Origin of the sequence: Bradyrhizobium sp. BRP20 (assembly GCF_020194215.1) — a bacterium.
GTDB classification, from domain to species: Bacteria; Pseudomonadota; Alphaproteobacteria; order Rhizobiales; family Xanthobacteraceae; genus Bradyrhizobium; species Bradyrhizobium yuanmingense.
Window position 1 is genome coordinate 76009 of sequence record NZ_JADYVY010000020.1, and the last position, 24898, is coordinate 100906.

The 24898-nt window shown below is 65.4% G+C and carries 28 protein-coding genes and 1 tRNA gene; 15 read left to right on the top strand and 14 right to left on the bottom strand.

The genetic code is table 11. The features are described from left to right. Positions 1-12: 12 nt before the first annotated feature. Both I6F33_RS32235 and I6F33_RS32240 read right to left on the bottom strand, forming a co-directional pair. Positions 13-1173, bottom strand: a complete 1161-nt coding sequence (locus I6F33_RS32235) for an acyl-CoA dehydrogenase family protein (RefSeq protein ID WP_225145213.1) — start codon at positions 1171-1173, stop codon at positions 13-15. 17 nt (positions 1174-1190) lie between these two features. Then, entirely contained in the window at positions 1191-2255 is a 1065-nt protein-coding gene (locus I6F33_RS32240; protein ID WP_225145214.1) for an acyl-CoA dehydrogenase family protein, read from the bottom strand. A 247-nt stretch (positions 2256-2502) separates the two neighbouring features. Here I6F33_RS32240 and I6F33_RS32245 point away from each other — a divergent pair, with 247 nt between their 5' ends. Then, positions 2503-3288 (top strand): SDR family NAD(P)-dependent oxidoreductase, encoded by a 786-nt coding sequence (locus I6F33_RS32245; protein WP_225145215.1) that lies wholly within the window; start codon positions 2503-2505, stop codon positions 3286-3288. 147 nt (positions 3289-3435) lie between these two features. Here I6F33_RS32245 and I6F33_RS32250 read toward each other — a convergent pair whose 3' ends face one another. Together I6F33_RS32250 and I6F33_RS32255 are read right to left on the bottom strand one after the other, a co-directional pair. Beyond that, positions 3436-3702 carry a GlsB/YeaQ/YmgE family stress response membrane protein gene (locus tag I6F33_RS32250; protein ID WP_036014563.1) on the bottom strand — a complete coding sequence of 89 codons (267 nt, stop codon included), beginning with the start codon at positions 3700-3702 and terminating at the stop codon, positions 3436-3438. A gap of 33 nt (positions 3703-3735) precedes the next feature. Beyond that, positions 3736-4302, bottom strand: a complete 567-nt coding sequence (locus I6F33_RS32255) for a YidB family protein (RefSeq protein ID WP_036014559.1) — start codon at positions 4300-4302, stop codon at positions 3736-3738. Between the two features lie 161 nt (positions 4303-4463). On the opposite strand from I6F33_RS32255, the gene I6F33_RS32260 reads away from it, so the two are divergent. Both I6F33_RS32260 and I6F33_RS32265 read left to right on the top strand, forming a co-directional pair. Then, positions 4464-5465 (top strand): 2-dehydropantoate 2-reductase, encoded by a 1002-nt coding sequence (locus I6F33_RS32260; RefSeq protein ID WP_225145216.1) that lies wholly within the window; start codon positions 4464-4466, stop codon positions 5463-5465. A 20-nt stretch (positions 5466-5485) separates the two neighbouring features. Continuing rightward, positions 5486-5701: a hypothetical protein gene (locus I6F33_RS32265; protein ID WP_074448068.1), complete on the top strand. Its 216-nt coding sequence runs from the start codon at positions 5486-5488 to the stop codon at positions 5699-5701. Between the two features lie 163 nt (positions 5702-5864). Here the strand turns inward: I6F33_RS32265 and I6F33_RS32270 are convergent, their stop codons facing one another. After that, positions 5865-6488 carry a hypothetical protein gene (locus I6F33_RS32270; protein ID WP_057027447.1) on the bottom strand — a complete coding sequence of 208 codons (624 nt, stop codon included), beginning with the start codon at positions 6486-6488 and terminating at the stop codon, positions 5865-5867. 231 nt (positions 6489-6719) lie between these two features. Here I6F33_RS32270 and I6F33_RS32275 point away from each other — a divergent pair, with 231 nt between their 5' ends. From I6F33_RS32275 to I6F33_RS32290, 4 genes are read left to right on the top strand one after another with little or no spacing between them, the layout of a single operon-like run. Beyond that, entirely contained in the window at positions 6720-8237 is a 1518-nt protein-coding gene (locus tag I6F33_RS32275) for an AMP-binding protein (RefSeq protein WP_109141715.1), read from the top strand. Positions 8238-8258: 21 nt separating this feature from the next. Then, on the top strand, positions 8259-8897 hold the full coding sequence (locus I6F33_RS32280; protein ID WP_036026331.1) for an RraA family protein: 639 nt from the start codon (positions 8259-8261) through the stop codon (positions 8895-8897). A gap of 26 nt (positions 8898-8923) precedes the next feature. Next, positions 8924-9295, top strand: coding sequence for a dimethylsulfonioproprionate lyase family protein (locus tag I6F33_RS32285; protein ID WP_225145217.1), 372 nt, complete (start codon positions 8924-8926; stop codon positions 9293-9295). A 47-nt stretch (positions 9296-9342) separates the two neighbouring features. Continuing rightward, the gene (locus tag I6F33_RS32290; protein WP_225145218.1) at positions 9343-10299 is read left to right on the top strand and encodes a tripartite tricarboxylate transporter substrate-binding protein; all 957 of its coding nucleotides are present in this window, start codon (positions 9343-9345) and stop codon (positions 10297-10299) included. 7 nt (positions 10300-10306) lie between these two features. Here I6F33_RS32290 and I6F33_RS32295 read toward each other — a convergent pair whose 3' ends face one another. Continuing rightward, entirely contained in the window at positions 10307-10666 is a 360-nt protein-coding gene (locus I6F33_RS32295) for a VOC family protein (RefSeq protein ID WP_036014526.1), read from the bottom strand. A 137-nt stretch (positions 10667-10803) separates the two neighbouring features. Between I6F33_RS32295 and I6F33_RS32300 the strand changes: the two genes are divergently transcribed. The 3 genes from I6F33_RS32300 to I6F33_RS32310 all read left to right on the top strand — a co-directional run bounded on the left by I6F33_RS32300 (position 10804) and on the right by I6F33_RS32310 (position 12731). Next, positions 10804-10880: transfer RNA gene (locus I6F33_RS32300), tRNA-Arg, on the top strand. A gap of 171 nt (positions 10881-11051) precedes the next feature. Further along, positions 11052-11438 (top strand): DUF2569 family protein, encoded by a 387-nt coding sequence (locus I6F33_RS32305; protein WP_225145219.1) that lies wholly within the window; start codon positions 11052-11054, stop codon positions 11436-11438. 153 nt (positions 11439-11591) lie between these two features. Then, a complete protein-coding gene (locus I6F33_RS32310; RefSeq protein ID WP_225127105.1) occupies positions 11592-12731 on the top strand; it encodes an amidohydrolase/deacetylase family metallohydrolase in 1140 nt (379 codons plus the stop codon). Positions 12732-12775: 44 nt separating this feature from the next. Here I6F33_RS32310 and I6F33_RS32315 read toward each other — a convergent pair whose 3' ends face one another. Next, on the bottom strand, positions 12776-13501 hold the full coding sequence (locus tag I6F33_RS32315) for an alpha/beta hydrolase (protein ID WP_225145220.1): 726 nt from the start codon (positions 13499-13501) through the stop codon (positions 12776-12778). 120 nt (positions 13502-13621) lie between these two features. Here I6F33_RS32315 and I6F33_RS32320 point away from each other — a divergent pair, with 120 nt between their 5' ends. Then, on the top strand, positions 13622-14602 hold the full coding sequence (locus I6F33_RS32320) for a helix-turn-helix domain-containing protein (RefSeq protein ID WP_225127101.1): 981 nt from the start codon (positions 13622-13624) through the stop codon (positions 14600-14602). 175 nt (positions 14603-14777) lie between these two features. On the opposite strand, the gene I6F33_RS32325 is transcribed toward I6F33_RS32320, so the two are convergent. Genes I6F33_RS32325 through I6F33_RS32345 form a run of 5 tightly spaced genes read right to left on the bottom strand, consistent with a single transcriptional unit; the run spans position 14778 to position 18837 of the window. Then, a complete protein-coding gene (locus tag I6F33_RS32325) occupies positions 14778-15923 on the bottom strand; it encodes an acyl-CoA dehydrogenase family protein (protein ID WP_225127100.1) in 1146 nt (381 codons plus the stop codon). A gap of 13 nt (positions 15924-15936) precedes the next feature. Further along, positions 15937-16764, bottom strand: coding sequence for an SDR family NAD(P)-dependent oxidoreductase (locus I6F33_RS32330; RefSeq protein ID WP_225145221.1), 828 nt, complete (start codon positions 16762-16764; stop codon positions 15937-15939). A gap of 20 nt (positions 16765-16784) precedes the next feature. Continuing rightward, positions 16785-17195, bottom strand: a complete 411-nt coding sequence (locus I6F33_RS32335) for a MaoC family dehydratase (protein ID WP_225127098.1) — start codon at positions 17193-17195, stop codon at positions 16785-16787. Further along, entirely contained in the window at positions 17192-17647 is a 456-nt protein-coding gene (locus I6F33_RS32340; RefSeq protein ID WP_225145222.1) for a MaoC family dehydratase N-terminal domain-containing protein, read from the bottom strand. The genes I6F33_RS32335 and I6F33_RS32340 overlap by 4 nt, the downstream gene beginning before the upstream one ends. Positions 17648-17655: 8 nt before the next feature. Continuing rightward, positions 17656-18837 (bottom strand): lipid-transfer protein, encoded by a 1182-nt coding sequence (locus I6F33_RS32345; RefSeq protein WP_225127096.1) that lies wholly within the window; start codon positions 18835-18837, stop codon positions 17656-17658. A gap of 88 nt (positions 18838-18925) precedes the next feature. Here I6F33_RS32345 and I6F33_RS32350 point away from each other — a divergent pair, with 88 nt between their 5' ends. Together I6F33_RS32350 and I6F33_RS32355 are read left to right on the top strand one after the other, a co-directional pair. Continuing rightward, positions 18926-19663 carry a TetR/AcrR family transcriptional regulator gene (locus I6F33_RS32350; protein WP_225127095.1) on the top strand — a complete coding sequence of 246 codons (738 nt, stop codon included), beginning with the start codon at positions 18926-18928 and terminating at the stop codon, positions 19661-19663. Further along, on the top strand, positions 19660-21216 hold the full coding sequence (locus I6F33_RS32355; protein ID WP_225145223.1) for a long-chain fatty acid--CoA ligase: 1557 nt from the start codon (positions 19660-19662) through the stop codon (positions 21214-21216). Before I6F33_RS32350 ends, I6F33_RS32355 begins: the two co-directional genes overlap by 4 nt. Positions 21217-21338: 122 nt before the next feature. Here I6F33_RS32355 and I6F33_RS32360 read toward each other — a convergent pair whose 3' ends face one another. Continuing rightward, the gene (locus tag I6F33_RS32360) at positions 21339-22280 is read right to left on the bottom strand and encodes an SDR family NAD(P)-dependent oxidoreductase (protein WP_225141042.1); all 942 of its coding nucleotides are present in this window, start codon (positions 22278-22280) and stop codon (positions 21339-21341) included. 72 nt (positions 22281-22352) lie between these two features. On the opposite strand from I6F33_RS32360, the gene I6F33_RS32365 reads away from it, so the two are divergent. Together I6F33_RS32365 and I6F33_RS32370 are read left to right on the top strand one after the other, a co-directional pair. Continuing rightward, a complete protein-coding gene (locus I6F33_RS32365) occupies positions 22353-23009 on the top strand; it encodes a TetR/AcrR family transcriptional regulator (RefSeq protein WP_225145224.1) in 657 nt (218 codons plus the stop codon). A gap of 118 nt (positions 23010-23127) precedes the next feature. Further along, positions 23128-23805 carry an alpha/beta family hydrolase gene (locus I6F33_RS32370; RefSeq protein WP_225145225.1) on the top strand — a complete coding sequence of 226 codons (678 nt, stop codon included), beginning with the start codon at positions 23128-23130 and terminating at the stop codon, positions 23803-23805. Between the two features lie 3 nt (positions 23806-23808). Here the strand turns inward: I6F33_RS32370 and I6F33_RS32375 are convergent, their stop codons facing one another. Next, the gene (locus tag I6F33_RS32375) at positions 23809-24783 is read right to left on the bottom strand and encodes a ketopantoate reductase family protein (protein ID WP_225145226.1); all 975 of its coding nucleotides are present in this window, start codon (positions 24781-24783) and stop codon (positions 23809-23811) included. Positions 24784-24898: the final 115 nt, after the last annotated feature.

Consider the following 24898-nt stretch of genomic DNA (forward strand, 5'->3'; position numbering starts at 1 on the left):
TCCTCGATTGACTTAACGCAGACCCAATCCGCGGGCGATGATACCGCGCAGCACCTCGGTGGTGCCGCCCTGGATGGTGAGTTTCGGCGCGGTCTTGATCGCGAAGTCGAGCTGCCGCTCCAAGGTCTCACGGTTGGTCGCGGTCTCCTCGACGAAGGCGGCGAGATCGCGCACGCGATGCGGCAGCTGCTGCTCCCAGACCGTGCCGATGTCCTTGACGATGGACGCTTCGACCACCGGCTCCTTGCCGGCTTCGAGCATGCCGGCCACCGAGACCGACATCCGCCGCATAGTGTGGAGCTGCGCGACCAGGCGGCCGATGCCCTCGGCGCTGCGCGTGTCGGGATTGGGACCGACAGCGCGGACCAGCTCGGTGAGGACGTAATAGGTCTCGAGGAAACGCTCAGGGCCCGAGCGTTCATAGGCGAGCTCGCTCGTCGCCTGTTTCCAGGCGCCGTCGACTTCGCCGAGCACGTGATCGTCAGGGATGAAGTGATCGGTGAAGACCACCTCGTTGAACTCGTACTGGCCGGTGATCTGGCCGATCGGGTTCACCTTGATGCCCGGCTGCTTCATCTTGACTAGGAACTGGGTCAGGCCGTGGCGGCGGTTTTCCTTGGTCGGCGGCGAGGTCCGGAAGATCGCGATCATGTAGTCGGCGATATGCGCCGACGAGGTCCAGATCTTGGTGCCGTTGATGAGATAGCCGCCCTCGATCTTGGTCGCGCGCGTCTTCGCCGCGAACAAATCGGAGCCCGAGTTCGGCTCGCTCATGCCGATCGCAAAGCAGATCTCGCCGCGGCAGATCCGCGGCAGGATCTCCATCTTTATGTGCTCGGGCGCGTACTTCAAAAGCACCGGCCCGCTCTGGCGGTCGGCGACGAAAAAGCGCCGCGTCGGCGCGTTGGCGACGCGCATCTCCTCGGTCACCACGTAGCGCTCGAGGAAGGAGCGTTCCTGGCCGCCATACTTCTTCGGCCAGGTCATGCCGAGCCAGCCCTTGGCACCGACCCGGCGGGAAAATTCCGGCGCGTCGGTGTCTTCGCGGTTGGGCTTGTGCGGATCGAAAGTGCCGGCGGCGATCTCCTCGGCGAGGAAGGCGCGTACTTCCTTGCGCAATTGCTCGCACTTTTCCGGCAGGCGGATCGGATCGAAACGGAGGGCAGCGGTCATTGTGTCTCGTTCCCTGATCAGCGCGATGCCACGAGCGGCCACAATTCGTCGGCACCGCGGTTTGCGACGAGCTTGCCGAGTTCGACGGCCCAGTAGCTTTCCGAGCCGAAATCGTCGCGCCAGGCGAGCGCGCGCAGCGAATAGCGGTGCAGGATGTGCTCCATTGTGAAGCCGATCGCGCCATGAACCTGATGGGCGATGCCGCCGCCTTTCTCAGCGGCTTCCGCGCAGCGGATCTTTGCCGAGGCGGCTTCGAGATAGATCTCGTCGTTGAACGATGTTGCATTCGCGATGGCGTCGGCGGCGGAGGTCGCCGCCGCCAGCGCCGCGGCGGATTCACCGGCGAGGCGGGCGAGATTGTGCTGCACGGCCTGGAACTTCGAGATCTTCTTCTCGAAGGCGACGCGCTCGTTGGAATAGCGCACGGAAATGTCGAGCATGGATTCGAGGGCGCCTGCGATCTGCAGGCTGCGCGCGACGCCGCCCATCAGCATCAGATGGGCCTGGTCGACGCCTTTCGGCGCAGGCTTGAGCGTGACGGGCTGGACCTTGTCGAGCGTCACCGTGTCGCTGTGGTCATAGCCGACGTTGAGGCCCGCCTCGATGCGCACCTTGGTCGCATCGACCAGGGCGATGGAAACACCGTTCTTGCCGTGCGCCAGCACCGCAAAGTGCTTCGCCGCTTTGGCAAAAGGCACGCCGCGCACACGGCCGGAGAGCGCACCGTCGGCATCGAGGCTGATGCGGTCCTTTGGCGTAGCAGGCAGCACCGTCATCTCGCCTTCGGGGGAAGCGATCCTCGCCTGCGCCAGCAGCCAGCCCGCCAGCATGGTCTCGGCTAGCGGAACCGCGACTGCGAAACGGCCGGCGGCGTTCAGCAGCGCAAAGCCGTCGGCGAGGCTCGCGCCCGAGCCGCCGAGATCATCCGGCACCCAGGCCAGCGGCAGGCCGGCTTCGCTCAGCGCCTGCCACAGCGGCGCCTGCCACGAATTCGTCTTGTCGTTGTTGATGGTTTGCGGATCGGCGAGATCGGCGAAGATTTTCTCCGCGGTCTCGACGATGATATTGTCACTCTCCGCCACAGCGTTCCCCGTATCTTGCCATTGGCGCGTCCGGTCTGATCGGGCCAGCGCGCAGTCTCTTCTTGCGCCCGATGATCGGAAAAAGCCATGGCCCTGACAAGCGTTGATCGCAGGTCCATCTGCGGCGCCGGCATGGGGCCAGGCTGCAGGAAATGCTAATTCCGCTTAGCGGAGTTTGCTCGATTTGCAGGGCGCGGCAAACTCGCTAAACAGGACGCCACACCAGATACAGGGGAAGGAAATCCGGATGGCAAAAGACGGCTTGTGCGCAATCGTGACTGGGTCTGCATCCGGCCTGGGCGCAGCGACCGCGGAAATTCTCGCCCGCAGCGGGGCGCGGCTCGTCATCAACTATTCGTCGAGCCAGAAGGAAGCCGAGGCGACGGCCGAGACCTGCCGCAAGGCCGGTGCTGCGGAGGTGCTGGTCGCACAGGGCGACGTCTCGAAGGATGAGGATTGCCGCAAGATCGTCGCGGCGGCGAGCGGCTGGGGTCGGCTCGATATCCTCGTCAACAATGCCGGCACCACGAAGCATGTGGCTCACGCCGATCTCGATGGATTGTCAGCGGAAGACTTCCAGCGGGTCTATGGCGTCAACACCATCGGCCCGTTCCAGATGGTGCGCGCGGCGCGCAGCCTGCTCGAAGCCGCTGCCAAAACATCTGGGCGGCCATCTGCGGTCGTGAACGTCTCCTCGGTCGCCGGCATCAGCGGCGTCGGCTCGTCGATTGCGTACGCCGCGAGCAAGGGTGCGCTCAACACCATGACGCTGTCGCTGTCGCGCGCGCTGGCGCCGCTGATCCGCGTCAACACGGTGTGCCCCGGTTACATCGATACGCCCTGGTTCACCAAGGGTCGCGGCGAGGCGCAGGCCAAGCAGGTGCGCGACAGCGTCGTGGCGAAAGTGCCGCTGAAGGTCGCATCATCCGCGGAGGACATCGCCCAGCTCGTCTGCTTCCTGGCGCTGCCGGCCTCCAGCAACATGACCGGCGAGGTCGTGCGCATGGATGCGGGAATGCATTTGATTACGTGAGACCCGATACGCCCTCTCCGCGTCATGGCCGGGCTTGACCCGGCCATCCACGTGAGGCCGCTCGGGTCGAAGGACGTGGATGCCCGGGTCAAGCCCGGGCATGACGATGAGGAGGTGGCGTGCTCTCGTCGTTACCGCTTCTAAGCGCTATCCCTTGATCACGCCGCTCGCTACCAGCCGATTCCAGATGAACAGCACCACCACCGCGCCGATGGTCGCGGTGATGAAGCCGGCGCCCTGGTCGGGGCTGTAATGGCCGATGGCTTGGCCGATCCAGGTGGCCAGAAACGCACCGGCAATGCCGAGGATGGTGGTGAGGATGAAGCCGCTCGGATTGTTCGGCCCCGGCGACAGCCAGCGCGCGATGAGGCCGGCAATGAAGCCGACCAGGATGATCCAAAACAGGCCGCCCATGCTCATGACTGTGCTCCCCTCTCTTTGAACCGATCAGACCCGATCCGAGAGTTCATTCTCGGTCGGCAGCCGTCCGTCCGGCGTCAAATGGTCGACCACCTGGGGCAGATACTGGCTGAGGCCGGAGAGCAGCTCTTCGCGTGACAGGCCGCTCTGGGCGGACAGGCTCTCGATCTGGTCGGCGCCGAGCGCGCTGGCGAGATCGCCCGGCGCGATTGGCTTGTTCTCGCCCTTGCCGACCCAGGAATTGGCGGCATCACCGTGTCCGCTCTGCTGGAGCTGGTTGAGGAGATCGCCAAGCCCGCCGCTCAGAATGCTGCCGGCCGCACCGCCGGCGAGCAGGCCGCCGAGGCCGCCCTTGAGCATGTCGTTCAGACCGCCGCCCCGACCTACGTTCACCGGCGGAGGCGCGGGTGTCGGCAACGGTTGGGGCGCTGAGCCGGACTGGTTGCCGGTGAAATGCTTGAATGCCTTCCAGGCGAGCAGGCCGAGCAGCGCCATGGTCATCGGCGACATGCCGCCGGAGGATTTCTCGGAGCTCGGTGTGCTCTGGCCGCGCGGGCCGTTCTGCATGCCGTTGAGGACGTCGAGTAGACCCATGGTGCTCTCCTTTGGCGTCTCGTTCGGCGAGCGCTCGCCGCTGACTGCCCCCGGGGCGAGAAGATATGGGGCACTCATGACCGTTACAAGTCGGATGCGCCGCGATTGGTTGTCGGGCTCGGCTCTGCTATCGAAGGCCGGTCATTCAGGGAGTGAGCTCGGTGATTGCGGATCGACCGATCGTTGTGGCCGGCGCCGGCGCCATCGGCTGTTTCGTCGGCGGCATGCTGGCCGCCAGCGGCCGCCGCGTCGCGCTCCTGGTGCGGCCGCGGGTAAAGACCGAGATCGAGCGGTTCGGCTTGCTTCTGACTGATTTCGACGGCTCCGAGAACAAGCTCGGCGCGGGTCAACTGGCGCTGTCGGAGGATCCCTCGATCTTCCACAGCGCCGGCATCGTGCTGGTGACGGTGAAAAGCGCCGATACCGCTGCTGTCGCCGAGCAGATCGCGCAGCATGCGCCTGAGGATGCCGTCATCGTCTCGCTTCAGAACGGCGTCGGCAATGTCGCTGCGCTGCGCGAGCGGCTGGGCGGCCGCCGCGTGCTGGCCGGCATGGTGCCGTTCAACGTGATCGCGATGGGCGAGGGCCGCTTCCACCGCTCGACCTCCGGCGACATTCATGTTGGCGAGGATGCGGAGAACACGGCCGGGAAGCTCTCGGTCGCCGGCCTCACGATGCGCGCGAGCAGCGACATCACGGGCGTGCAATGGGGCAAGCTGATCATCAACCTGAACAACGCGCTCAGCGCGCTGTCGGACATGCCGCTTGCCGCGCAACTGGCCAGCCGCGACTGGCGCAGGCTGTTCGCCGACCAGATGGCCGAAGGGCTGGCCGTGCTGAAGGCCGCCCACATCGTGCCGGTGTCGTCGACGCCGATCCCGATGAGCTGGTCTCCAACCCTGCTGCGGCTGCCGGATGCGATCTTCGGTGCAATCCTGGGCCGGACCATGAAGATCGATCCCGAGGCGCGCTCCTCGATGTGGCAGGATCTGAAGCAGGGCCGCAAGACCGAGATCGACTATCTGCAGGGCGCGGTGATCGCGCTCGCCGAGCGGAACCATGTCGCCGTGCCGCTGATGCGCCGCATTGTTGCGCTGATCAAGGAAGCCGAGGCGGCCGGCAACGGTCCGCTCCGTATGACGCCGCAGCAGATTCGGGGGTAGCGCCCGAAAGGAGGAGCGCGATGAAACGTGGTCTTGTGATCGGGCTCGCGCTGACCGCCTTCTGCGGCACATCGACGCTCGCCTATGCGAGGCCGCCGACGGTGATGAACTCACCTGGATATGACAGGCGATTGCAGGAGAGCCGGTCGCAGTTGGGTGCTTCGCCGATGGTGACGGAGCCGGCGACTGCGCCGTTGGCGAAACCGAAGCAGGGCAAGAAGAAGCGCACGAACTGAGGGTGGGAGCTGATCTCCATCCAACTCGTCATTGCGAGCCACCGGGTCGGCGCAAAGCGCCGCCCGATGACAGGCTCCGCGAAGCAATCCAGAATCCCGCCGCGGAAAGACCCTGGATTGCTTCGTCGCAAGGGCTCCTCGCAATGACGGTTATGGATGCAACTCACCCCTTCTTCGCGGGCTTGCTCGGGGTCGGGTTGAACAGCTTCTTCAGGTCGTTCAAGCTCTCCGACAGCCGCGGCCATTCGCAGGAGAACGAGCCCTTGGCGCAAGGTGCAGCCTTCGGCTTCGCGCCCGCGGCTTGCTGCACCTTCGGCCGCTCGACCGGCACCGGCACGCGCGCGACTTCGGTCCGCAGCGCGACCTGCTGCAGCTGCTGCAACTGCTGCTCCTGCTGTTCGCGCTGCTGCCGGGCGATAGCCTGGGCCGCTTCGTTGCTGCGGCGCTGGTTGGCGAGATAGGCCGTATAGGCTTCGTCGATCTTCTTCTGCTCCTCCGGCGTCGGATTGGGACCGGCGATATCGAAGGTGCGATCCTGGAGGAAATCGTAATAGGAATAGCCGCCGCCCGGCTTGCGGCGGCCGGCGAACTTGGCGTTGCAATCGGCAAGGGCGGCCGTCTTCTCCGCTTTGGTTGCGGCCTTCTCGGCGGCGTCGGCGCATTCCTCGAAATCAACCGGAGCGCGCTTCCACCATTGCGCCTCGGCATGCCCGTGCGTCAGCAGGAACAAACCTGCTGTACCTACGGCGAGCAGCGCCGCACGACGCGATGTAACGACCGACGACATTCTACGAGAGCATTCCTTGCGCAACTCAACCCGAACTGAGTCGAGCCGGATTTTTGCCCCTTTCTTGCCGGCTTGTCACCCATGGAACCCAGGAAATTCAGGGCTGCGATGCTGACATTTTGTGCTTGACGTGGCGCGAGAGTCACAGCGCCCTGACGGCAGGCTGGTACACTCGTGCCGCGAGCGCCTCACTCCTGCGGCGACGCCAAGAAGACGAAATGGAAACGCCTGATGTTGCTGCCGCTCTCAGATGTGCCGCGCTGGTACGCGGAACGCAAACCACACGGCACGATTGCGATCCGTCACGGGCAGGACACGCTGACCTGGGACGAGCTCGAGCGCGGCGCCAACCGCCGCGCGCGGGCATTCATGGCCAAGGGCGTCAAGCCCGGGGATTTCGTCGCGATCGGATTGCCGAACGGCAACGCGTTCTTCGAGACCTCCTTTGCGGTGTGGAAATGCGGCGCGACGCCGACCTCGCTGTCGTGGCGGCTGCCGCGCGGCGAAGCCGCCGCCGTGCTCGACATTCTCAAGCCTGCGCTGGTGGTCGGCGGCGAGGCCGACTGGAATGCGCCCAACCGGTTGGCCGCCGACTTCGTGCCGGAAGGATTCTCGGATGGGCCGCTGGCGCCGCCGGTGGCGCGATACTGGAAGGCGATGACCTCAGGCGGCTCGACCGGCCGACCCAAAGTGATCCTCGATCACCAGCCGGCCGTGACCGATACTGCGGCTGCGCCGCCGCTCAATATTCCATTCGGCGTATCGCTGCTCAATCCCGGTCCGCTCTACCACAACGCGCCGTTCATCGTGTCGCATTATGCGCTGTTCGTCGGCGGCAAGCTCACGGGGCTGACCAAGTTCGACGCCGAGGAGACGCTGCGGCAGATCGAACGCGAGCGCGTGCAATGGGTCAATTTCGTGCCGACCATGATGCACCGGATCTGGGCGCTGCCTGCGAGCGTGCGCAACTCTTACGATCTGTCGAGCCTGCAGACGGTCTTCCACATGGCTGCGCCGATGCCGCCGTGGCTAAAGGAGAACTGGATCGGCTGGCTCGGACCCGAGCGGATTTGGGAGCTCTATGGTGGCACCGAGCGGCAGGGCGCCTGCATCATCTCCGGCACTGAATGGCTGACGCACAAGGGCTCGGTTGGCAAGATCGGCGACATGGCGAAGCTTCGCATCGTCGGCGAGGACGGCAAGGACGTTGCGCCCGGCGAGACCGGCGAGATCTATTTCCTCAACAATGACGGCAAGGACGCCACCTACCATTATCTCGGCGCCGAGCCGAAGCGCCGCGCCGACGGCTGGGAATCGCTCGGCGATATCGGCCGGCTGGACGCCGAAGGTTATCTCTATCTCGGCGACCGCCTCGCCGACATGGTGCTGCGCGGCGGCGCCAACATCTATCCGGCCGAGGTCGAGGCCGCGGTGTCCGAGGCTCCCGGTGTGCGCTCCTGCGTCGTGGTGGGCCTGCCCGATCCGGAATTGGGCCAGCGTGTGCATGCCATCATCGAGCCGGAGCCCGATGCGGACGGGCAGGCCATTGCCGACGGCATGGCGGATTTTCTCAAGGACCGGCTCAGCCGCTATAAGCATCCCGAAAGCTTCGAATTCGTCAGCGCCCCGCCGCGCGACGATTCCGGAAAAGTTCGGCGCACCCTGTTGCGCGATGAGCGTGCGACGTGGATGAAGGAGGGGCGCGCGTTCCGGATCTTGCCTTCGAAGGCGCGGGCGCATGCCGAATGAGACAAGCAAGGAAGGACTGACATGACGATCACCATCGTAGCGAGCAGCGTGCCGAAGCCGCCGGCAAATATCATCGAAGGTTTCAGGGACGCGCCGACCTCGGTGATCTCGGACAATCTCGCCCGGCTGCCCGGCGCAGTGGGGCTGAGGCCCTATCACCGCGGCGGCAAGCTGGTGGGCACGGCCTTCACCGTGCGCACCCGTCCCGGCGACAATCTCGCGATCCACCGCGCGCTGGATCTGGTCGGGCCCGGCGACGTCATCGTGGTCGACGGCGGCGGCGACGAGACGCGCGCGCTGATCGGTGAGATCATGAAGAACATCGCGCAATGGCGCAAAGCCGAAGGCTACGTAATCGACGGCGCGATCCGCGACGTCGCAGCATTCGCGGCCGACGACTTCCCCTGCTACGCCCGCGCAGTGATCCATCGCGGTCCCTACAAGAACGGCCCCGGCGAGATCAACGTGCCGGTGACGATCGGCGGCAGCGTGATTGCGCCCGGCGACATCGTCGTCGGCGACGAGGACGGCGTGGTGTCGTTTCCCGCTGCCGGCGCGGCCGCCCTGTTGGAAGCGGTGCGTGTCCAGGTCGCGCGCGAGGAGGAGACGCTGAAGGCGATCCGCGAGGGCCGTTACCAGGGCGCCTACGGCAAGTCCTGATCAGAGGAGCGTGAAGGGAGGATGGCGTGAGCCAGAAGGACGAATTCCACAATCTCGATGATGCCAGCGACGGACTCTTCCGCGAGCTTGCCGCCGGCGTGACCACGCGCATCTTCTCCGGCGAGCAGGCGATGCTATCGGTGGTGACGCTGGCACCGCATGCGCAAGGCACGCTGCATCATCACCCCGAGGAGCAGTGGGGCGTGCTGCTCGACGGCTCCGCCATCCGCGTCCAGGGCGAGGAGGAAATCCCGGTGAAGAAGGGCGATTTCTGGCGCACGCCCGGGAACGTGCCGCACACCATGCGCGCCGGGCCGGACGGCGCCCGCGTGCTGGACATCTTCAGTCCGCCTCGGCCAGAATACAGAAAAGCAGGATCAGGCTTCGGCACGACCTAGCGCTCAAAAGCAAAAAAGCAAAGCGCTACACATAAAGGGAGGGGACCATGACGATCACACGACGGGCGCTGCTGGCCGCGCCGGCTATTCTCGCATTGACGCCGGCGATGGCGCAGGCCGGCAAAATCACGCTGGTGGTGCCGTTCCCGCCGGGCGGATCGACCGACGCCATGGCGCGGCTGCTGCAGACGAACCTGCAGACCAAGCTTGGTCGCATCGTGGTGGTCGAGAACAAGTCGGGCGCGGCCGGTGCGCTCGGCGCTGCGCAGGTCGCCAAGAGTCCGGCCGACGGCTCGACCTTCCTGGTCACCTTCGATTCCCACGCGGTGATCCCGTCGATTCTCGACAAGCCGCCGGTCGATGTCGAGCGCGAGCTGATGCCGGTGCTGCTGATCGGCACCGCGCCTTACGTGATCGCGGCCGGCGCCGGCCGCCCCTACAAGAGCTTTGCCGACGTGGTCGCCGCCTGCAAGGCAAGCCCCGGCGCGGTGAAATACGCCTCGGTCGGCATCGGCACGCTCGGCCATCTCGCCACGACCGTGCTCGGCAGCAAGGCCGGTGTCGAGATCATGCACGTGCCTTATCGCGGCGGCGGGCCGGCCATGAACGACGTGCTCGGCGGCCACGTCGATCTCATCGCGGGATCGGCGGCGCTGGTCGCCGCCCAGCTCGGCACGAATATGCTGCGTCCGATCCTGCAGCTCGGCCGCGAGCGGCTGCCGGCCCTGCCTGATACTCAGACCGCGATCGAGGCCGGCTTCCCGGACTTCGAGACGCTGGCCTGGTGGGGCATCTTCGCGCCCACGGGCACGCCGCCGGACGTCGTCGCGGCCTTCGCGGCGGCGTCCAAGGAGATCCTGAGCGAGCCCGCGACCGCCGCCCAGCTGAAGGAGACGCAACACATGACGCTGCTGCTCCAGGACGGCGCCGCCTTCAAGACCTTCTTCGACAAGCAGGTCGCCACCTGGGGCAAGGTCGTGAAGGACAACAATATCAAGGCGTGAGGCCCCGTCATGCCCGGCGAAGGGGACGTGCGAAACTGAGCTCATGGCCATCGGGGTCGGTGAGATGGAAGTAGCGCTCGCCCCATTCGGCGTCGCGCGGCGTGGTTGACGGCTGCCATCCGGCGGCGCGCGCCTGCTCATAGGTTGCGTCGACATCGGCGACATGGAAGATGACGCGGCCCCACCAGGACCAGCGCTTGTCGTCCGGCTGTGCCGTCAGGTTGAGATAACCGGGGCCGACGCGAAAGCTCGTGAATGCGGCGGCTTCGCCACCATACAAGAGCTCGAACCCCAGCGACCGGTAGAAGTGCACGGCGCGCCCCATGTCATGCGTGCCGAGCGTGATGGCGCTGATGCTTTCGATCATGTGAGCTGCTCCGTTGGGCGGGGCCTGGAAGTATAGCCGCCCCGTTCAGGCTGACGATCGATCTCGCCCGCCTGACGGCTGGCGAACCGCATTTTGCTCTGCTATGAGGGGGCCGAGCCCGCACCCACGGGTTCCGCGGTCCCGTAGCTCAGCCGGATAGAGCGGCGGTTTCCTAAACCGTAGGTCGGAAGTTCGAGTCTTCCCGGGATCGCCACTTTTCCGCGCGTTTGCGCCGCGCCTAGGGCACGCAACGCCGGTATTCCCCCCAAGCGTTATTCCATCGTGACGTGTGCCGACAGCCGGCTAAAATACGGCGGGTGCAGGGGGCCTTGCATGGCGGACTCATGGTACTACGCTGAGGGCGGGCAGCGGCGCGATCGGCATCGTGCGCCTAGTCGTCAATACCGCGCAATATGTGCAGTCGATCTCCAGCGAGACCTGGGTGCAATTCTCAATCGTATTTTGGGGCGAGATTGCGATGAACGTCGCGCTGATCGGTCTCGCAATCTGGACGGCGGTGCTCCTGTTCATGCATTCCCGTAGATTTCCAGCGTTCTTCATTGTGCAGATGATCTGTGCGGTACTGATCCCGTTGATCGATCTGGTTTGGGTTGCATCGATCTTTTCCATCGGCTTGAACCGTCCGTTCGGTGATTTTTTCACTATCGAACCTCTTCAAGTCGCACGAATGGTCGTCGGTGCGATCAGTGCCGCGATTTGGATAACCTATGTCCTTCGCTCCCGTAGAGTCGCGAATACGTTCACGGAGTAAGCCGTCATGCATCTGGCGGCCCGCAAGCCGAGCGGACAGGATGCCCGCTAATTTGCTCGGCTGGTGCAAAAATTGCTAACAGAAGGGGCCGGGCCGGAAGGGGCACCTTCCAGCCCGGTCCATGCCTGTCCGTTGCCATACCCGGAGACCATGATGCCTTTTGACTTGATCCTTCGCGGCGGAAGGGTCATTGACCCCTCGCAGAAGCTCGATGCCGTGACGGATGTCGCATTTTCGAACGGCAAGGTTGCCGCTGTTGGCACAGGGCTCAAGGCGGATCCGGGCACGGAGGTGCGTGACGTCTCCCGGTTCATCGTGACGCCGGGACTCATCGATCTCCACACCCATGTCTACTGGGGCGGCACCTCGCTCGGCATTGATGCCGAGGAGTTCTGCCGCCTCTCCGGCGTCACCACGGCGGTGGATACCGGCAGCGCTGGCCCCGGCAATTTCGCCGGCTTCCGCAAGCATGTGATCGAGCCGAGCCAGGTCCGCATCCTCGCCTATTTGCACGTCTCGCATGCCGGCATCTTCGGCTTCTCGCACCGGATTATGGTCGGCGAGAGCGAGGAGCTGCGCCTGATGAATCCGATCGAGGCGGCCGAAGTGGCCGATGCCAACCGCGATCTCATCGTCGGCATCAAGGTGCGCGTGGGCCTGCATTCCTCGGGCACGTCGGGCGCGGTGCCGCTCGACATCGCGCTCGAGGTCGCGAACGAGGTCGGCATGCCGCTGATGGCGCATATCGACCATCCGCCGCCGAGCTATGAGGACGTGTTGGCGCGGCTGCGTCCCGGCGACGTGCTGACCCACGCGTTCCGCCCCTTCCCGAACACGCCGGCGACGGCGCAAGGCACTGTGAAGAAGGCGGTGCTGGAAGCGCGCGAGCGCGGCGTGCTGTTCGATATCGGCCACGGCAAGGGTTCGTTCGCGTTCAAGACCGCGCGCGCCATGCTGGCCAATGGTTTCCATCCGGACACGATTTCCTCGGACATCCATCAGCTCTGCATCGACGGACCGGCCTATGACCAGGTGACGACCATGTCGAAGTTCCTGTGCATGGGCATGGAGCTGCCGGATGTGATCGCGGCATCGACGGTGAATGCGGCGATGGCGCTGCGGCGTCCTGAGCTCGGCAGCCTCAAGCCGGGCAGCGTCGGCGACGCCACGTTGATCTCGGTGCGGCAGGGCCAGTTCGACTATGAAGACGTCGTCGGCGAGCACCTGATCGGCGATCGCAAGATCGTGTCCGAAGGCGTCGTCATCGGCGGCCGCTGGTGGCATCCGAATTGAGCGGCGCGCGCGGATCGTGACCACGTGCTCGCATGACGCACTGATCAGTCGCGTCCCGCCTCCATGATCGCCTTGGCGAGCCGCGCCGGGTCCGAGAAGCACAGTTCGTGGCTTCCCGGCACCTGCACCAGGCGGAACAGGCCGAGCTTCTCCGACAGGCGCGGATGCCAGCCATGGCTGTGCGGCATCGCGGTATCCTCGGTGCAGTTGATGTAGGATTTGGCCAGCGGCATCTCGGCCGGATTGCTCTTGAGCGCGATCTTGTCGCTGAAGGTCGCCAGCGGATGCGGATTGAGCACGTCATAAGCGCGCTGCGCCGTCTCCAGATCGGCATCGTTGATGAAGGCCTCGCGCCAGATCGGGAAGGGCAGCACCACCGAGCCGTCGCCGCGCTCGGCCGCGATGGCGTCGAACAGCCCGAGATAGTGCGGCGGCACCATGTCGTTGAGGCATTCGCCGTCGTTGGGCACAAAGGCATTCCAGTAGACCAGACGGCGGATGCGCTCCGGCGCGAGGTCGGCGACCCCCGTGATGACCATGCCGCCATAGGAATGGCCGAGCAGGATGACGTCCTTCAGGCTGTTCTGGGCAAGGTAGTCGGCAATCGACTGGATCGCGTCCTTCAGCCCGGTCGTCTTGGCATCGCCCGGACGGTTGCCCTTGATGGTGGGGGTATGGACCTGATGGCCGGCGGCGCGGATCGGCGCCGCGACCGGCTCGAGCTCGGCACCTGTGTGCCAGGCGCCATGGACGAGAACGTAGGTCGACATGTTGTGGCTCCTCCCGAGGGTGTGGTTAGATCGGCGCAGCGTCGCCGTACGGCAAGTGTGGACCGGCGGCCGATTTGCCGCTTGGCTGGAAGTGAACCGTATTGGTCTCGGAGTGAACCGATGCAGCAGATCGAGCGCCCCGTCCCGTCGCGCCACTCGGCCTGGAATACGGTGGGTGTACGGCCTCACGAGCAATTCGCCTATTATCGCGAGGCAATCTGCCAGGCTTTCATGAATCTGACGCCGGAGCCGGCGGCGGCAAGCGGCTTTCCCGCCAGCGTCGAGCACGTCCGTCTCGGTAATGCCGCGATCAACCGCGTCAGCTTCCCTGAGCATTTGGTGCGCCGTTCCGCGGCCGATATTGCGGCGTCGGATCGCAGCTGCTTCTACCTCAACCTGAAGCTGGCCGGCCGCTGCCGCATCCAGCAGGACGGTCGCGAGATCAGCCTGTCGCCCGGACAGGTCGGCATCTTCGACAGCGACCGCCAGTTCGCGCTCCTGCACGATCGTGGTCCGCAGCTGCGCGTCGCCTCGTTCTGGGTGCCGGCAGAAGCCTTGCGTGAACGGCTGCCGGCTTCGTTCGACGTCGTTGCGGCACGCCTCTCGGACGATCCCGTCGTCGGCCACCTCATTGTCGAGACCGCGCGCACGCTCAGCGAGGGCGCGCTGCAGATGGGCGAGGACGAAGGTGTGCGGCTGTTCCGGGCGCTGATCGAATTGGTTGCCGTGAGCCTGTCGCGAAGCAGCCGCCTGCACGCAGCTGAAGCCGAGAGTCTCGCCGATGCAACCACGCTGGCGGTGAAACGTGCCATCCACCGGCGGCTCCGCCAGCCGGGACTTGCGGTCGCAGACGTCGCCGCCGCCGTCGGCATCAGCGAGCGCTACGTGCACAAGCTGCTGGCGCGATCGGGCTCCAGCTTCACCGACTACGTCATCGACCATCGTCTCGACGGCGCGGCCAGGGATCTCAGGACTCCCGCGATGGCGGAGCGCGCGATCGGCGCCATCGCGTTCGATTGGGGTTTTTCGGACCTCTCCCACTTCACCCGCCGCTTCAAGCAGCGCTTCGGCTGCCGGCCGCGCGACTGGCGCGCGCGGTGAGAGAAACTGCGCGGCGACTCGCTCGATGAGCCCCCTCTCCCCGTTCTTACGGGGAGAGGGTTGGGGTGAGGGGCTGCTTCCGCGAATACGGTGAGAGACGGACCTGTGGAGAGTCCCCCTCACCCGATCGCTACGCGATCGACCTCTCCCCGCAAGCGGGGCGAGGTGGAGCGCCTCACAGCGACCGCGCGATTAGCAGCTTCATGATCTCGTTGGTGCCGCCATAGATCTTCTGGATGCGGGAATCGATGAAGATGCGCGAGATCGGGTATTCCTGCATGTAGCCGTAGCCGCCGAATAGCTGCAGGCATTCGTCGGCGGTCTCGACCTGCTTCTCCGAGCACCAATATTTCGCCATCGAGGCCGTCACGGTGTCGAGGTCCTTGGCGATCAGGCGCTCGATGCACCAGTCGACGAAGACGCGCGCGATCATCGCCTCGGTCTTGCGCTCGGCCAGCGTAAAGGCGGTGTTCTGGAAATCCATCAGCGGCTTGCCGAACGCCTTGCGCTCCTTGGTGTAGTCGGTGGTGAGCTTGACCGCGCGCTCCATCGAGGCGACGGCGCCGACCGCGAGCGCAAGGCGTTCCTGCGGCAATTGCTGCATCAACTGGACAAAACCCTGGCCCTCCTCCTTGCCGAGCAGGTTTTCCGGCGGCACGGTCACGTTGTCGAAAAACAGCTCCGAGGTGTCGGAGGCGTGCAGGCCGATCTTGTCGAGGTTGCGCCCACGCTTGTAGCCGTCCGCGCCCGCGGTCTCGACCACGATCAGCGAAATGCCTTTGGCACCTAGCTCGCCGGTGCGCGCGACCACGATGACGAGATCGGCGGCCTGGCCGTTGGTGATGAAGGTCTTCTGGCCGTTGATGACGTAGGAATTGCCCTGCTTCTTCGCCGTGGTCTTGACAGCTTGCAAGTCCGAGCCGGTGCCGGGCTCGGTCATGGCGATGGCGCCGACCATCTCGCCGGACGCCATCTTCGGCAGCCAGCGTTTCTTCTGCTCCTCCGAACCGTAATTGAGGATGTAATGCGCGACGATGGCGCTGTGCACGGAGACGCCGGTGGTCAGCTCTGGCACCGTGCTCTCGAGATCGTCGAGCACGGCGGCGTCATAGGCGAAGGTGGCGCCGAGACCGCCATATTCCTCCGGCACGCTCGCCAGCAGCGCTCCCATCTCGCCGAGCCCGCGCCAGGCGAAGCGGTCGACCATTTTCTGCTCGCGCCATTTCTCGGCATGCGGCGCCAGGTCCTTGGCGAGATATTTGCGGAACTGGTCGCGGAACGTGTCCAGCTCTTCGGTCATCCACGACGATCGGTACTGCATCAGCGCCTCGCTCTCAGACAATCAGGCCGCCGCCGGCGACGACCACCTGACCGCTGATATAATTGGATTCCGGACTGCAGAACAGATAGACGGCATCGGCTGCCTCTTCCGGCGTACCGCCGCGGCCGAGCGGGATCATGCGCGACATGGCTTCGAGCATGTGCGGCTGCACGCCGACCTTGATGTCGCGGCCGGCGACGTCGATGGTCTTCTGCTGCGCCTCGATCGGCTGGGTCAGGCGGGTGTTGATGAGGCCGAAGGCGACGCAATTGACGTTGACCTTGTAGCGGCCCCACTCCTTGCACATGGTTCGGGTCAAGCCGATCAGCGAGGCCTTGGCCGAGGAATAGCTGGCCTGCCCGGCATTGCCGTAGAGACCCGCGATGGAGGAGATGTTCACGACCTTGCGGAACACCTCGCGTCCCTCTTCGGCCTCCTTCCTGGCGAAGACGCGGATCGGCTCGGCGGCCGCGCGCAGGATCCGGAACGGCGCGACGAGGTGGACGTCGAGCATGGCCTGGAACTGCTCGTCGGTCATCTTCTGGATGGTGGAGTCCCAGGTATAGCCGGCATTGTTGACGATGATGTCGAGCCCGCCGAACTTGTCCAGCGCGGCGCCGACGAAGCGACCGGCGAAGCCCGCCTCGGCGACGCTGCCGTTCACGGCAGTGGCATTGCCGCCGAGTGCCTCGATCTCCGCGACCACGGCGTTGCCGGGCTCGGCATCGAGGTCGTTGACGACCACCCTGGCGCCTTCGCGCGCCAGCTTGAGCGCGATCGCGCGTCCGATGCCCCGGCCTGAGCCGGTGACGAGCGCGACCTTTCCCTGCAGTCTTGTCATTTGAATGAGTCCTCTTGCTGTCACAGCGCGACGACGGCGCTGCCTTCGAGCTTGACCTCGCCGCGATCGTCCTTGGTGGTGAGCGCGAGCCTTGCGCGACGCTCGCCGTCCTCGACGAAGAGCTCGGTCACGGTGCCTTCGCAAGTGAGCTTGGCGCCGAGCTGAGTGATCGAGACGAACCGGGTCGCAAAGCTGCGGAGCTTCGACGGCGGCACCACATCCGTCAGCGCCTGCCCAAGAGAGGCCATCACCAGCATGCCGTGGGCGAACACATCGGGAAATCCGGCCGCCTTGGCGAAGTCGATGTCGACGTGGATCGGATTATGATCGCCCGATGCACCGCAATAGAGCGCGAGCGTGTGGCGGGTGATCGGCGGAAAGACCTTGTGGACGATGCGCTCGCCGGCCTTTATGTCTTCGGATGCCGTCATGACGCCGCCTCGTTGCGGACGACGATGGTGCGCGCGGTATCGGCGACATGCACGCCGTCCTGGTTGGTCACCTCGCACCGGATGCCGATCAGCGTCATTGCGCCGCCCTTCTTGTCGGTCACGCTGGTCACGCGTGGCCGGAACGTCAGGGTGTCGCCGACCAGAACCGGCGCGTGATAGACGAAGCTCTGCTCGCCATGCAGCACGCGGGCAAGGTCGATGCCGAGCGCGCTGAACATCTCGAATGGGTCGTCGACGTCCATCATCTCCAGGCAGAACAAATAGGTCGGCGGCACCGGCATGCCGGTGAATCCGGCCGCCCGCGCAGCGTCCGCATTGCGGTAGACCGGGTTCTGTTCACCCAGCGTGTTGAGGAAGTAGCGGAGACGGCCGGGCTCCACGCGCGCGGTGACCGGCGTGAAGCTGCGCCCTACGGCGGACTGGTCGACCATGGCCGATATCAGTGCCGCTTGTAGAGCGTGACGACGCAGGCCCCGCCGAGGCCCAGATTGTGCTGGAGCGCGACCTTGGCACCCTCGACTTGCGTCGAGCCTGCGGTGCCGCGCAGCTGCCGCGTCAGCTCGTAGCACTGCGCAAGCCCGGTGGCGCCGAGCGGATGTCCCTTGGACAGCAATCCGCCGGACGGATTGGTCACGATCCGGCCGCCATAGGTATTGTCGCCGTCATTGATGAACTTGCCGGCTTCACCCTCGCCGCAGAGGCCGAGCGCCTCGTAGGTGATGAGCTCGTTATGAGCAAAGCAGTCGTGCAGCTCCACCACATCGAGATCGGCGGGGCCGATGCCGGCGCTTTCATAGACTCGGCCTGCCGCCTCTTTGGCCATGTCGTAGCCGACCAGCTGCATCATGTCGCCGGCCTTGAAGGTCGAGGGCGTATCGGTGGTCATGGCCTGCGCCGCGATGCGTACTTCTTTGCCGATGCCATGCTTGTCCGCAAACCGCTCGGAGACCAGCACGGCGGCGGCGCCGCCGCAGGTCGGCGGGCACGCCATCAGGCGCGTCATGACGCCGGGCCAGATCACCTGGTCGTTCATCACATCGTCCGCCGTGACTTCCTTACGGAAAAGCGCGAGCGGATTGTTCTTCGCATGTCGGCTCGCCTTGGCGCGCACCTTGGCGAAGGCGTCGAGCGGCGTGCCGTATTTCTTCATGTGGCTGAGCCCGGCGCCGCCGAAATAGCGCAACGCCAGCGGAATGCCGGGAGCGTCGATCAGCTGGTCCGCAGCCGCGTCGAACTCCTCGAACGCGCTCGGGCGATCGGCATAGACGCTGCCGAGCGCGCCGGGCTTCATCTGCTCGAAGCCGACCGCCAGCACGCAATCCAGCGCCCCGCTTGCGATCATTTGCCGCGCCATGAACAGCGCGGTCGATCCGGTCGAGCAATTGTTGTTGACGTTGACGATGGGGATGCCGGTCATCCCGACGGGGTAGAGCGCGCGCTGCCCGCAGGTGGAATCGCCATAGACGTATCCGACATAGGCCTGCTCGATCTTCTCGTAGCCGAGGCCGGCATCGGCGAGCGCGAGCTTGACGGCTTCCGTTCCCATCTCGTGATAGGGGGCGCTGGCGCCCGGCTTGGCAAACGGAATCATGCCGACCCCGGCGACGACCACGTCAGACATCGATTCCTCCCAATAAATTACCCATTGGACTTTTTATTACCCATGGGTAACATATCGTCCGATCTCCACCAGAGTCAAGCGACCGACCATGGATTCAGCGCCGCCCGCTCCGCCGTCATCGCCTTCGCCCTGGCTGCCGTTCGAGAGCCGGCGCCGCGCCCGCGACGAGAAGCGCGAGGCGGTGCTGCGCGCCGCCGTGCAGCTGTTCCTGGAGCAGGGCTATCATCGCGCAACGCTGAACGAGGTTGCGGACCGGCTGAACATCACCAAGCCCGCGCTGTACAATTACTTCCGGGGCAAAGACGAGATCCTGTTCGAATGCTGGTCGATGGGCGCCGAACTCGTTGACGGCGTGATCACGGAGATCAACGCCGGCGGCGGTTCGGGTCTCGCCAAGCTGCGCAAGCTGGTTCACGCCTATGCCACGCTGATGGCAACCGATTTCGGCGCGAGCCTGGTGCGTTTCGACTTGCGCGATCTGGCCGAGCGGAACGCCGGTGTCGCACGCGCCGCCAAGAGGCGGATCGACGCCACCTTCCGGCGTTACATTGCCGCGGGCATCGCCGACGGTTCGATCAGGCCTTGCGATCCCAAGCTTGCAGCCTTCGCGATCGCGGGTTCGCTCAATTGGATCGGCCATTGGTATCGACGGGAGGGCAAGCTGTCGCCGACCGCGATCGCCGACGAGTTCACGGTGCGGCTGACGGACGGCCTAGCGGCCGAGGTTCGGCTGCAAATGACAAAGAAGACGCCGAGGGCGCCGCAAGGGCGCAACTCAGGACGCAAAGCAACAGGGAAGAAACGCACGGGAGGAGGAACGGGATGAACATCACGCACGGCCTGCGCAGGGCGCTGCAGATCAATCCGAATGGGCTGGCGACCGTTTATGGCCAGCGGCGGCGCAGCTGGGGCGAACTCGGCGAGCGCGTTACACGGCTGGCCGGCGGCCTGCGCACGCGCGGCGTCGGGAACGGCGACCGTGTTGCGGTGCTGTCCTTCAACTCGGACCGCTATCTCGAGCTCTATCTGGCGACCGGCTGGGCGGGCGGCGTGATCGTGCCGCTCAACATTCGCTGGAGCGAGCTGGAGAACGAGGATGCGCTGCGCGACTGCCGCGCGTCCGTTCTGCTGGTCGACAAGGCCTTTGCGCAGGTTGGCGCGCAGATCGCCGGCGCCATTCCGGGGCTGAAGCTGATCTATGCCGACGATGGCGAGGCGCCGGCGGGGATGGAGAGCTATGAGGCTTTGGTTGCGGGCAGCGCTCGGGTGCCCGACGCCATGCGCAAAAGCGACGATCTCGCCGGCATCTTTTACACCGGCGGCACCACCGGCCGTTCCAAAGGCGTGATGCTCAGTCACCAGAATCTGATGGCCAATGCGCTCAACGCACTCGGCGAAGGCCTGTTTCCGGCAAGCGCGATCTATCTGCATGCGGCTCCGATGTTTCACCTTGCCAACGGGGCGGCGATGTATTCGCTGCTGCTCTCCGGCGGCTCGAACGTGATCGTTCAGGGCTTCACGCCCGAAGGCGTGATGGCTGCGATGCAGAACGAGCGCGTCACAGACGTGCTGCTGGTGCCCACGATGATCCAGATGTTCGTCGATCACCCCGCGATCGGCAAATACGACCTGTCGTCCCTGAAGAACATCATCTACGGGGCCTCGCCGATCAGCGAGGCGGTGCTCGATCGTGCCGCGCGCGCACTGCCGCATGTGCGCTTCACCCAGGCCTATGGCATGACCGAATTGTCGCCGATCGCGACGCTGCTACATGCGAACGAGCATGTCGCGGAGGGGCGCAGAAAGGGACGTCATCGCGGTGCGGGCCGCGCCACGCTCGGTTGCGAGGTGCGGATCGTCGACGAGAACGACCAGCCGCTGCCGGCGGGCGCCGTCGGCGAGATCGTGGTGCGCGGCGACACCGTGATGATGGGCTATTGGGAGCGGCCGGAGGAGACCGCGCGCGCCGTCGTCGACGGCTGGATGCACACGGGCGATGGCGGCTACATGGACGAGGACGGGTTCATCTATGTCGTCGACCGGGTGAAAGACATGATCATCTCGGGCGGGGAGAATGTGTACTCGGTCGAGGTCGAGAACGCGCTGGCGCAGCATCCGTCGGTGCTGCAATGCGCCGTGATCGGAATTCCCAATGAGCAATGGGGAGAGCAGGTCCATGCCGTCGTGGTCAAACGCAGCGGCGTAGAGGTTTCGACCGGCGAGCTGATCGAGTTCACGAAGACGTTGATTGCCGGCTACAAATGTCCGCGCAGCATCGAGATCACCGAGACGCCACTGCCGTTGTCCGGTGCCGGCAAGGTGCTGAAGCGCGAGCTGCGCAGGCCGTTCTGGGAGGGGCGGGAACGGCGGGTCAGCTGACGGCTCCCGCGCGTTACGGCCTGCGCGCCGAGGACGCGCGAAGATTGATGTTTTCCAGATCGTGGTCGCGCGGATACGCCCACCGGGATCGCCATGAACTGTGTTTTCAGGCTGCGTCCGATCTAGCCATGAGCCGTCTTGCCGCCGTCGATCACGAACTGGCCGCCGGTCGTGTAGGGATGATCGTCGGAGGCCAGCACCAGCGCAAAAGCCGCGATCTCCTCAGGCGCTGCCACGCGCTGTAACCCCGGGACGTTGGATTTGGCCCATTGCGCGATGCCGATATGCCAGGCCGCATCGGGCAGGCCCTCCATGCCGGCGAGCCGGCGGATCATCGGGGTGTCCGTGGTGCCGGGGATCAAGGTGTTGATGCGGATGCCATGCTTTGCGTAGTCGAGTGCCGCGGCCTGCACCAGGCCGACCAGTCCCCGCTTGGCAGCCGAATAGGCCGAGCGCTTGGCCGACGTCGCAATGGCGTTGGACGAGGAGGTGACGACGATCGATCCGCCTTTCTCCAGCATGTGCGGGATTTGATATTTCATCGACAGGAACACGCCGCGCAGATCCGTGCCGATCACGTCGTCGAATTCGGCCGCGCTGAATTCATGCAGCGGCTTCTCGATTGAGATGCCGGCATTGTTGAAGGCGACGTCGAGCCGCCCGTAGCGCGCGATGGTCGTATCGACCAGCGCCTTCACCTCGGATTCGTGGCGCAGGTCGGCGCGAACGAAGACGGCCTCGCCGCCGGACTCGCGCACCTCGGTCTCCACCTGCTTGCCACGGTCGGTGTTGCGCCCGCAAAAGGCGACGCGGCCGCCCTCGGCGGCGAACATCAGCGTTGCGGCCCGCCCGATTCCGGAGGTGCCGCCCGTGACGATGACGACCTTGCCCGCGAACCTTTGCTTGCCGCTCGGCTTTTGCTGCGGCAGCGCCGCGCCCTGGCCGAGCGCCACGCCGCCGGCGAGGCCGCCGACGGCACCTGCGAGCATGCCGAGGGCCGCGCCCCCGACCAGATGACGCCGCTTTACGGGATGGCTCGCGGTGATATTCTGCATTTCGGTCATTTCGAACTCCGGTCCGCTCAATCTGAACAGTGTTAAGATAGATATGCTGCAATCTGAACAGTGTCAAGTTACATGAAGAAACGGTCCCCCGCCGCCAAGCGCAGCACCGCTCCGACCCAGGCAAAGCCGGAGGTCGGATACCATCACGGCGAATTGCAGGAGGCGCTGATCGCCGCGAGCGAAGCCATTCTCGCCGAGCAGGGTGCGGAAGCCTTCACGCTGCGCGAAGCCGCACGCCGCGCCGGCGTTTCGCCGGCCGCGCCGTCGCATCATTTCGGCAACGCCCAGGGCCTTCTCACCGAAGTGGCGATCCGCGGCTACGACGCGCTTGCCGGCGCCTTGCGCGAGGCGGCCTCCGGCAAGCAGGGCACCCGCGACAAGCTCCATGCCCAGGGGCTTGCTTATGTCGATTTTGCGTTGAGGCATCCCGGCCGTTTCCAGATGATGTTTGCCAACAAGCGGCTGGTTGCCGACGATGCGCGCCTGAAGCAGGCGAGCAGGGCCGCCGGCCATGCGTTCGAGGTCGTCGTCGCCGAGCTGACCGGCGGCACCGCGAAGGAGGCGAAGACGGCGGCTGCGGCAGCCTGGTCCACCGTTCACGGCTTCGCCAAGCTTGCGCTCGAGGAGAAATTCGGCTCTGTGAACAACGAGGCCGGACGCCGCGAGATCATGATGACGCTCGATCAGGTCCTGAACTATCTCTGGCCCGCGAGCGGCACGCGCCGCTAGAGCATGATCCGGAAAAGTGCGAAGCGGTTTTCCGGAAAGATCATGCGCGAACAACAACCTGAAGCGCGATGACGTTCATCCAGATCTCATCGCGCTTTAGATGCAAATCGAGGCGGTCATGACGGGCAAGACGACAGAGCTCAAGTTCGACATCGAGCGCATCGGCACGATCTCGGCGATCCTGACGCAGCCGACCCACGCGCGCGCCTGCTACGTCCTGGCGCACGGCGCCGGCGCAGACATGCGGCATTCCTTCATGGAGAAGGTTGCAGCCGGCCTTGCCGAACGCGGCATTGCGACGTTCCGCTTCAATTTTCCCTACATGGAAGCGAAGAAGGGACGTCCTGACCCGCCCGCAATCGCACACGCGAGCGTGCGCGCCGCGGTCGCGGAGGCGGGGCGGCTCTGCCCCGGGCTGAAGCTCGTTGCCGGTGGAAAATCATTCGGCGGCCGCATGACCTCGCAGGCGCAGTCGAGGTCGCCGCTCCCCGATGTCAAAGGGCTGGCCTTCCTCGGCTTTCCCCTCCATGCTGCCAAGAAGCCGTCGAGCGAGCGCGCCGAGCACCTCGCTGCAATCGCGATTCCCATGCTGTTCCTGCAAGGCACACGCGATGAGCTTGCCGATCTTGCCCATCTCGAGCCCGTCATCGAGCGGCTCGGGCGTAAGGCGACGCTGCATGAGGTCGCAGGCGGCGACCATTCCTTTGCGGTGCTCAAGAAATCCGGCCGTAGCAATGACGAGGCGCTCAACGAGGTGCTGGACACGCTCGCGGCCTGGATCGATGCGCTCGCCTGAGGCTCACGCGGAATAAAGCCCCTTGTCGCGCGCCTTCTGGATCGCGAGCGCGGCGATCAGGTCGAGCGTCGGCGTGGACAGGCCGGCGGTGCGCGCGAAGGCCTGGGGCGCCTTCACCAGCACGTCGATTTCCATGGCGCGGCCGAGCTCGTAATCCTGCAGCAGCGACGGCTTGTGATTGGGGGCGGGGCCGCTGCGGCTGGCACGCTTGACCTCGGGAATGAAGTATTGGGCGATTTCGTTGGCCTCGTTCAGCATGCGCGGAATCACCTCCGTGAAGGCGGGGTCGTCGCGCACGCCGCGCGCGGTCTGGCCGGTGAGCAGGCACAGCACCGACAGCGACATGTTGGTCAGCAGCTTTGACCAGATCGCCTCGCGGATCTCGGCGACCGGCGGCGATTCCAGCCGCGCATCGTTGAAGACGCCGCGCAGTTTCGTGATCCGCTCGCAATTGCGGTCGTCGCATTCGCCGATCAGGAGGCGGTTGCGGTCCGGCGTCAGGTTCTGCACCACGCCGGGCGCGATCACCTCGTTGGAGGAGAAGATCACGCCGCCGACGATCCGCTCCTTCGGGATGCAGGCGCGCAGGCGTCCGCCGGGGTCGAGGAATGAAATGTCCGGCGGCGTCGGGTGCCGCGGCGGCAGGCCGATGCCGTACCACCAGGGAATGCCGTTTTGGGCGAACACGATCGCGGTATCGTCCTGGAGCAGCGGCTTGATGCTGGAAACCAGTCCCTGAAGCGCCGTCGCCTTCAAGGTCGAGATCACGACGTCCTGCGGGCCGAGCTGGGCCGGGTCGCCTGACGCGTTCACCTTGGCGCCGACCTCGGAATCGCCGACGCGCAGCTTGAGCCCACCCGCGCGGGCCGCCTCCAGATGCGCCCCCCGCATCACGCAACTGACCTCATGGCCGGCGCGCGCCAGCCGTACCGCAATGTGGCTGCCGACGGCGCCTGCGCCGAAAATGCAGATGCGCATGTTGATATCCCGTGTCCATCCCGTGGTGTCGCCCGGCGCCAGCATGACACAAGCCGCCATGCGATGGACGCGGCCACCCTACGCCGGAAAGATATGGATCAGGGCAGGCGCGCTC

Bases quoted from the DNA above. Each gene is read 5' to 3' on its own strand.
- I6F33_RS32235 (WP_225145213.1), bottom strand. From the start codon at position 1,173: ATGACCGCTGCCCTCCGTTTCGATCCGATCCGCCTGCCGGAAAAGTGC.
- I6F33_RS32245 (WP_225145215.1), top strand. From the start codon at position 2,503: ATGGCAAAAGACGGCTTGTGCGCAATCGTGACTGGGTCTGCATCCGGC.
- I6F33_RS32250 (WP_036014563.1), bottom strand. From the start codon at position 3,702: ATGGGCGGCCTGTTTTGGATCATCCTGGTCGGCTTCATTGCCGGCCTC.
- I6F33_RS32255 (WP_036014559.1), bottom strand. From the start codon at position 4,302: ATGGGTCTACTCGACGTCCTCAACGGCATGCAGAACGGCCCGCGCGGC.
- I6F33_RS32265 (WP_074448068.1), top strand. From the start codon at position 5,486: ATGAAACGTGGTCTTGTGATCGGGCTCGCGCTGACCGCCTTCTGCGGC.
- I6F33_RS32270 (WP_057027447.1), bottom strand. From the start codon at position 6,488: ATGTCGTCGGTCGTTACATCGCGTCGTGCGGCGCTGCTCGCCGTAGGT.
- I6F33_RS32275 (WP_109141715.1), top strand. From the start codon at position 6,720: ATGTTGCTGCCGCTCTCAGATGTGCCGCGCTGGTACGCGGAACGCAAA.
- I6F33_RS32280 (WP_036026331.1), top strand. From the start codon at position 8,259: ATGACGATCACCATCGTAGCGAGCAGCGTGCCGAAGCCGCCGGCAAAT.
- I6F33_RS32290 (WP_225145218.1), top strand. From the start codon at position 9,343: ATGACGATCACACGACGGGCGCTGCTGGCCGCGCCGGCTATTCTCGCA.
- I6F33_RS32295 (WP_036014526.1), bottom strand. From the start codon at position 10,666: ATGATCGAAAGCATCAGCGCCATCACGCTCGGCACGCATGACATGGGG.
- I6F33_RS32310 (WP_225127105.1), top strand. From the start codon at position 11,592: ATGCCTTTTGACTTGATCCTTCGCGGCGGAAGGGTCATTGACCCCTCG.
- I6F33_RS32315 (WP_225145220.1), bottom strand. From the start codon at position 13,501: ATGTCGACCTACGTTCTCGTCCATGGCGCCTGGCACACAGGTGCCGAG.
- I6F33_RS32320 (WP_225127101.1), top strand. From the start codon at position 13,622: ATGCAGCAGATCGAGCGCCCCGTCCCGTCGCGCCACTCGGCCTGGAAT.
- I6F33_RS32325 (WP_225127100.1), bottom strand. From the start codon at position 15,923: ATGCAGTACCGATCGTCGTGGATGACCGAAGAGCTGGACACGTTCCGC.
- I6F33_RS32330 (WP_225145221.1), bottom strand. From the start codon at position 16,764: ATGACAAGACTGCAGGGAAAGGTCGCGCTCGTCACCGGCTCAGGCCGG.
- I6F33_RS32335 (WP_225127098.1), bottom strand. From the start codon at position 17,195: ATGACGGCATCCGAAGACATAAAGGCCGGCGAGCGCATCGTCCACAAG.
- I6F33_RS32340 (WP_225145222.1), bottom strand. From the start codon at position 17,647: ATGGTCGACCAGTCCGCCGTAGGGCGCAGCTTCACGCCGGTCACCGCG.
- I6F33_RS32345 (WP_225127096.1), bottom strand. From the start codon at position 18,837: ATGTCTGACGTGGTCGTCGCCGGGGTCGGCATGATTCCGTTTGCCAAG.
- I6F33_RS32350 (WP_225127095.1), top strand. From the start codon at position 18,926: ATGGATTCAGCGCCGCCCGCTCCGCCGTCATCGCCTTCGCCCTGGCTG.
- I6F33_RS32355 (WP_225145223.1), top strand. From the start codon at position 19,660: ATGAACATCACGCACGGCCTGCGCAGGGCGCTGCAGATCAATCCGAAT.
- I6F33_RS32360 (WP_225141042.1), bottom strand. From the start codon at position 22,280: ATGACCGAAATGCAGAATATCACCGCGAGCCATCCCGTAAAGCGGCGT.
- I6F33_RS32365 (WP_225145224.1), top strand. From the start codon at position 22,353: ATGAAGAAACGGTCCCCCGCCGCCAAGCGCAGCACCGCTCCGACCCAG.
- I6F33_RS32370 (WP_225145225.1), top strand. From the start codon at position 23,128: ATGACGGGCAAGACGACAGAGCTCAAGTTCGACATCGAGCGCATCGGC.
- I6F33_RS32375 (WP_225145226.1), bottom strand. From the start codon at position 24,783: ATGCGCATCTGCATTTTCGGCGCAGGCGCCGTCGGCAGCCACATTGCG.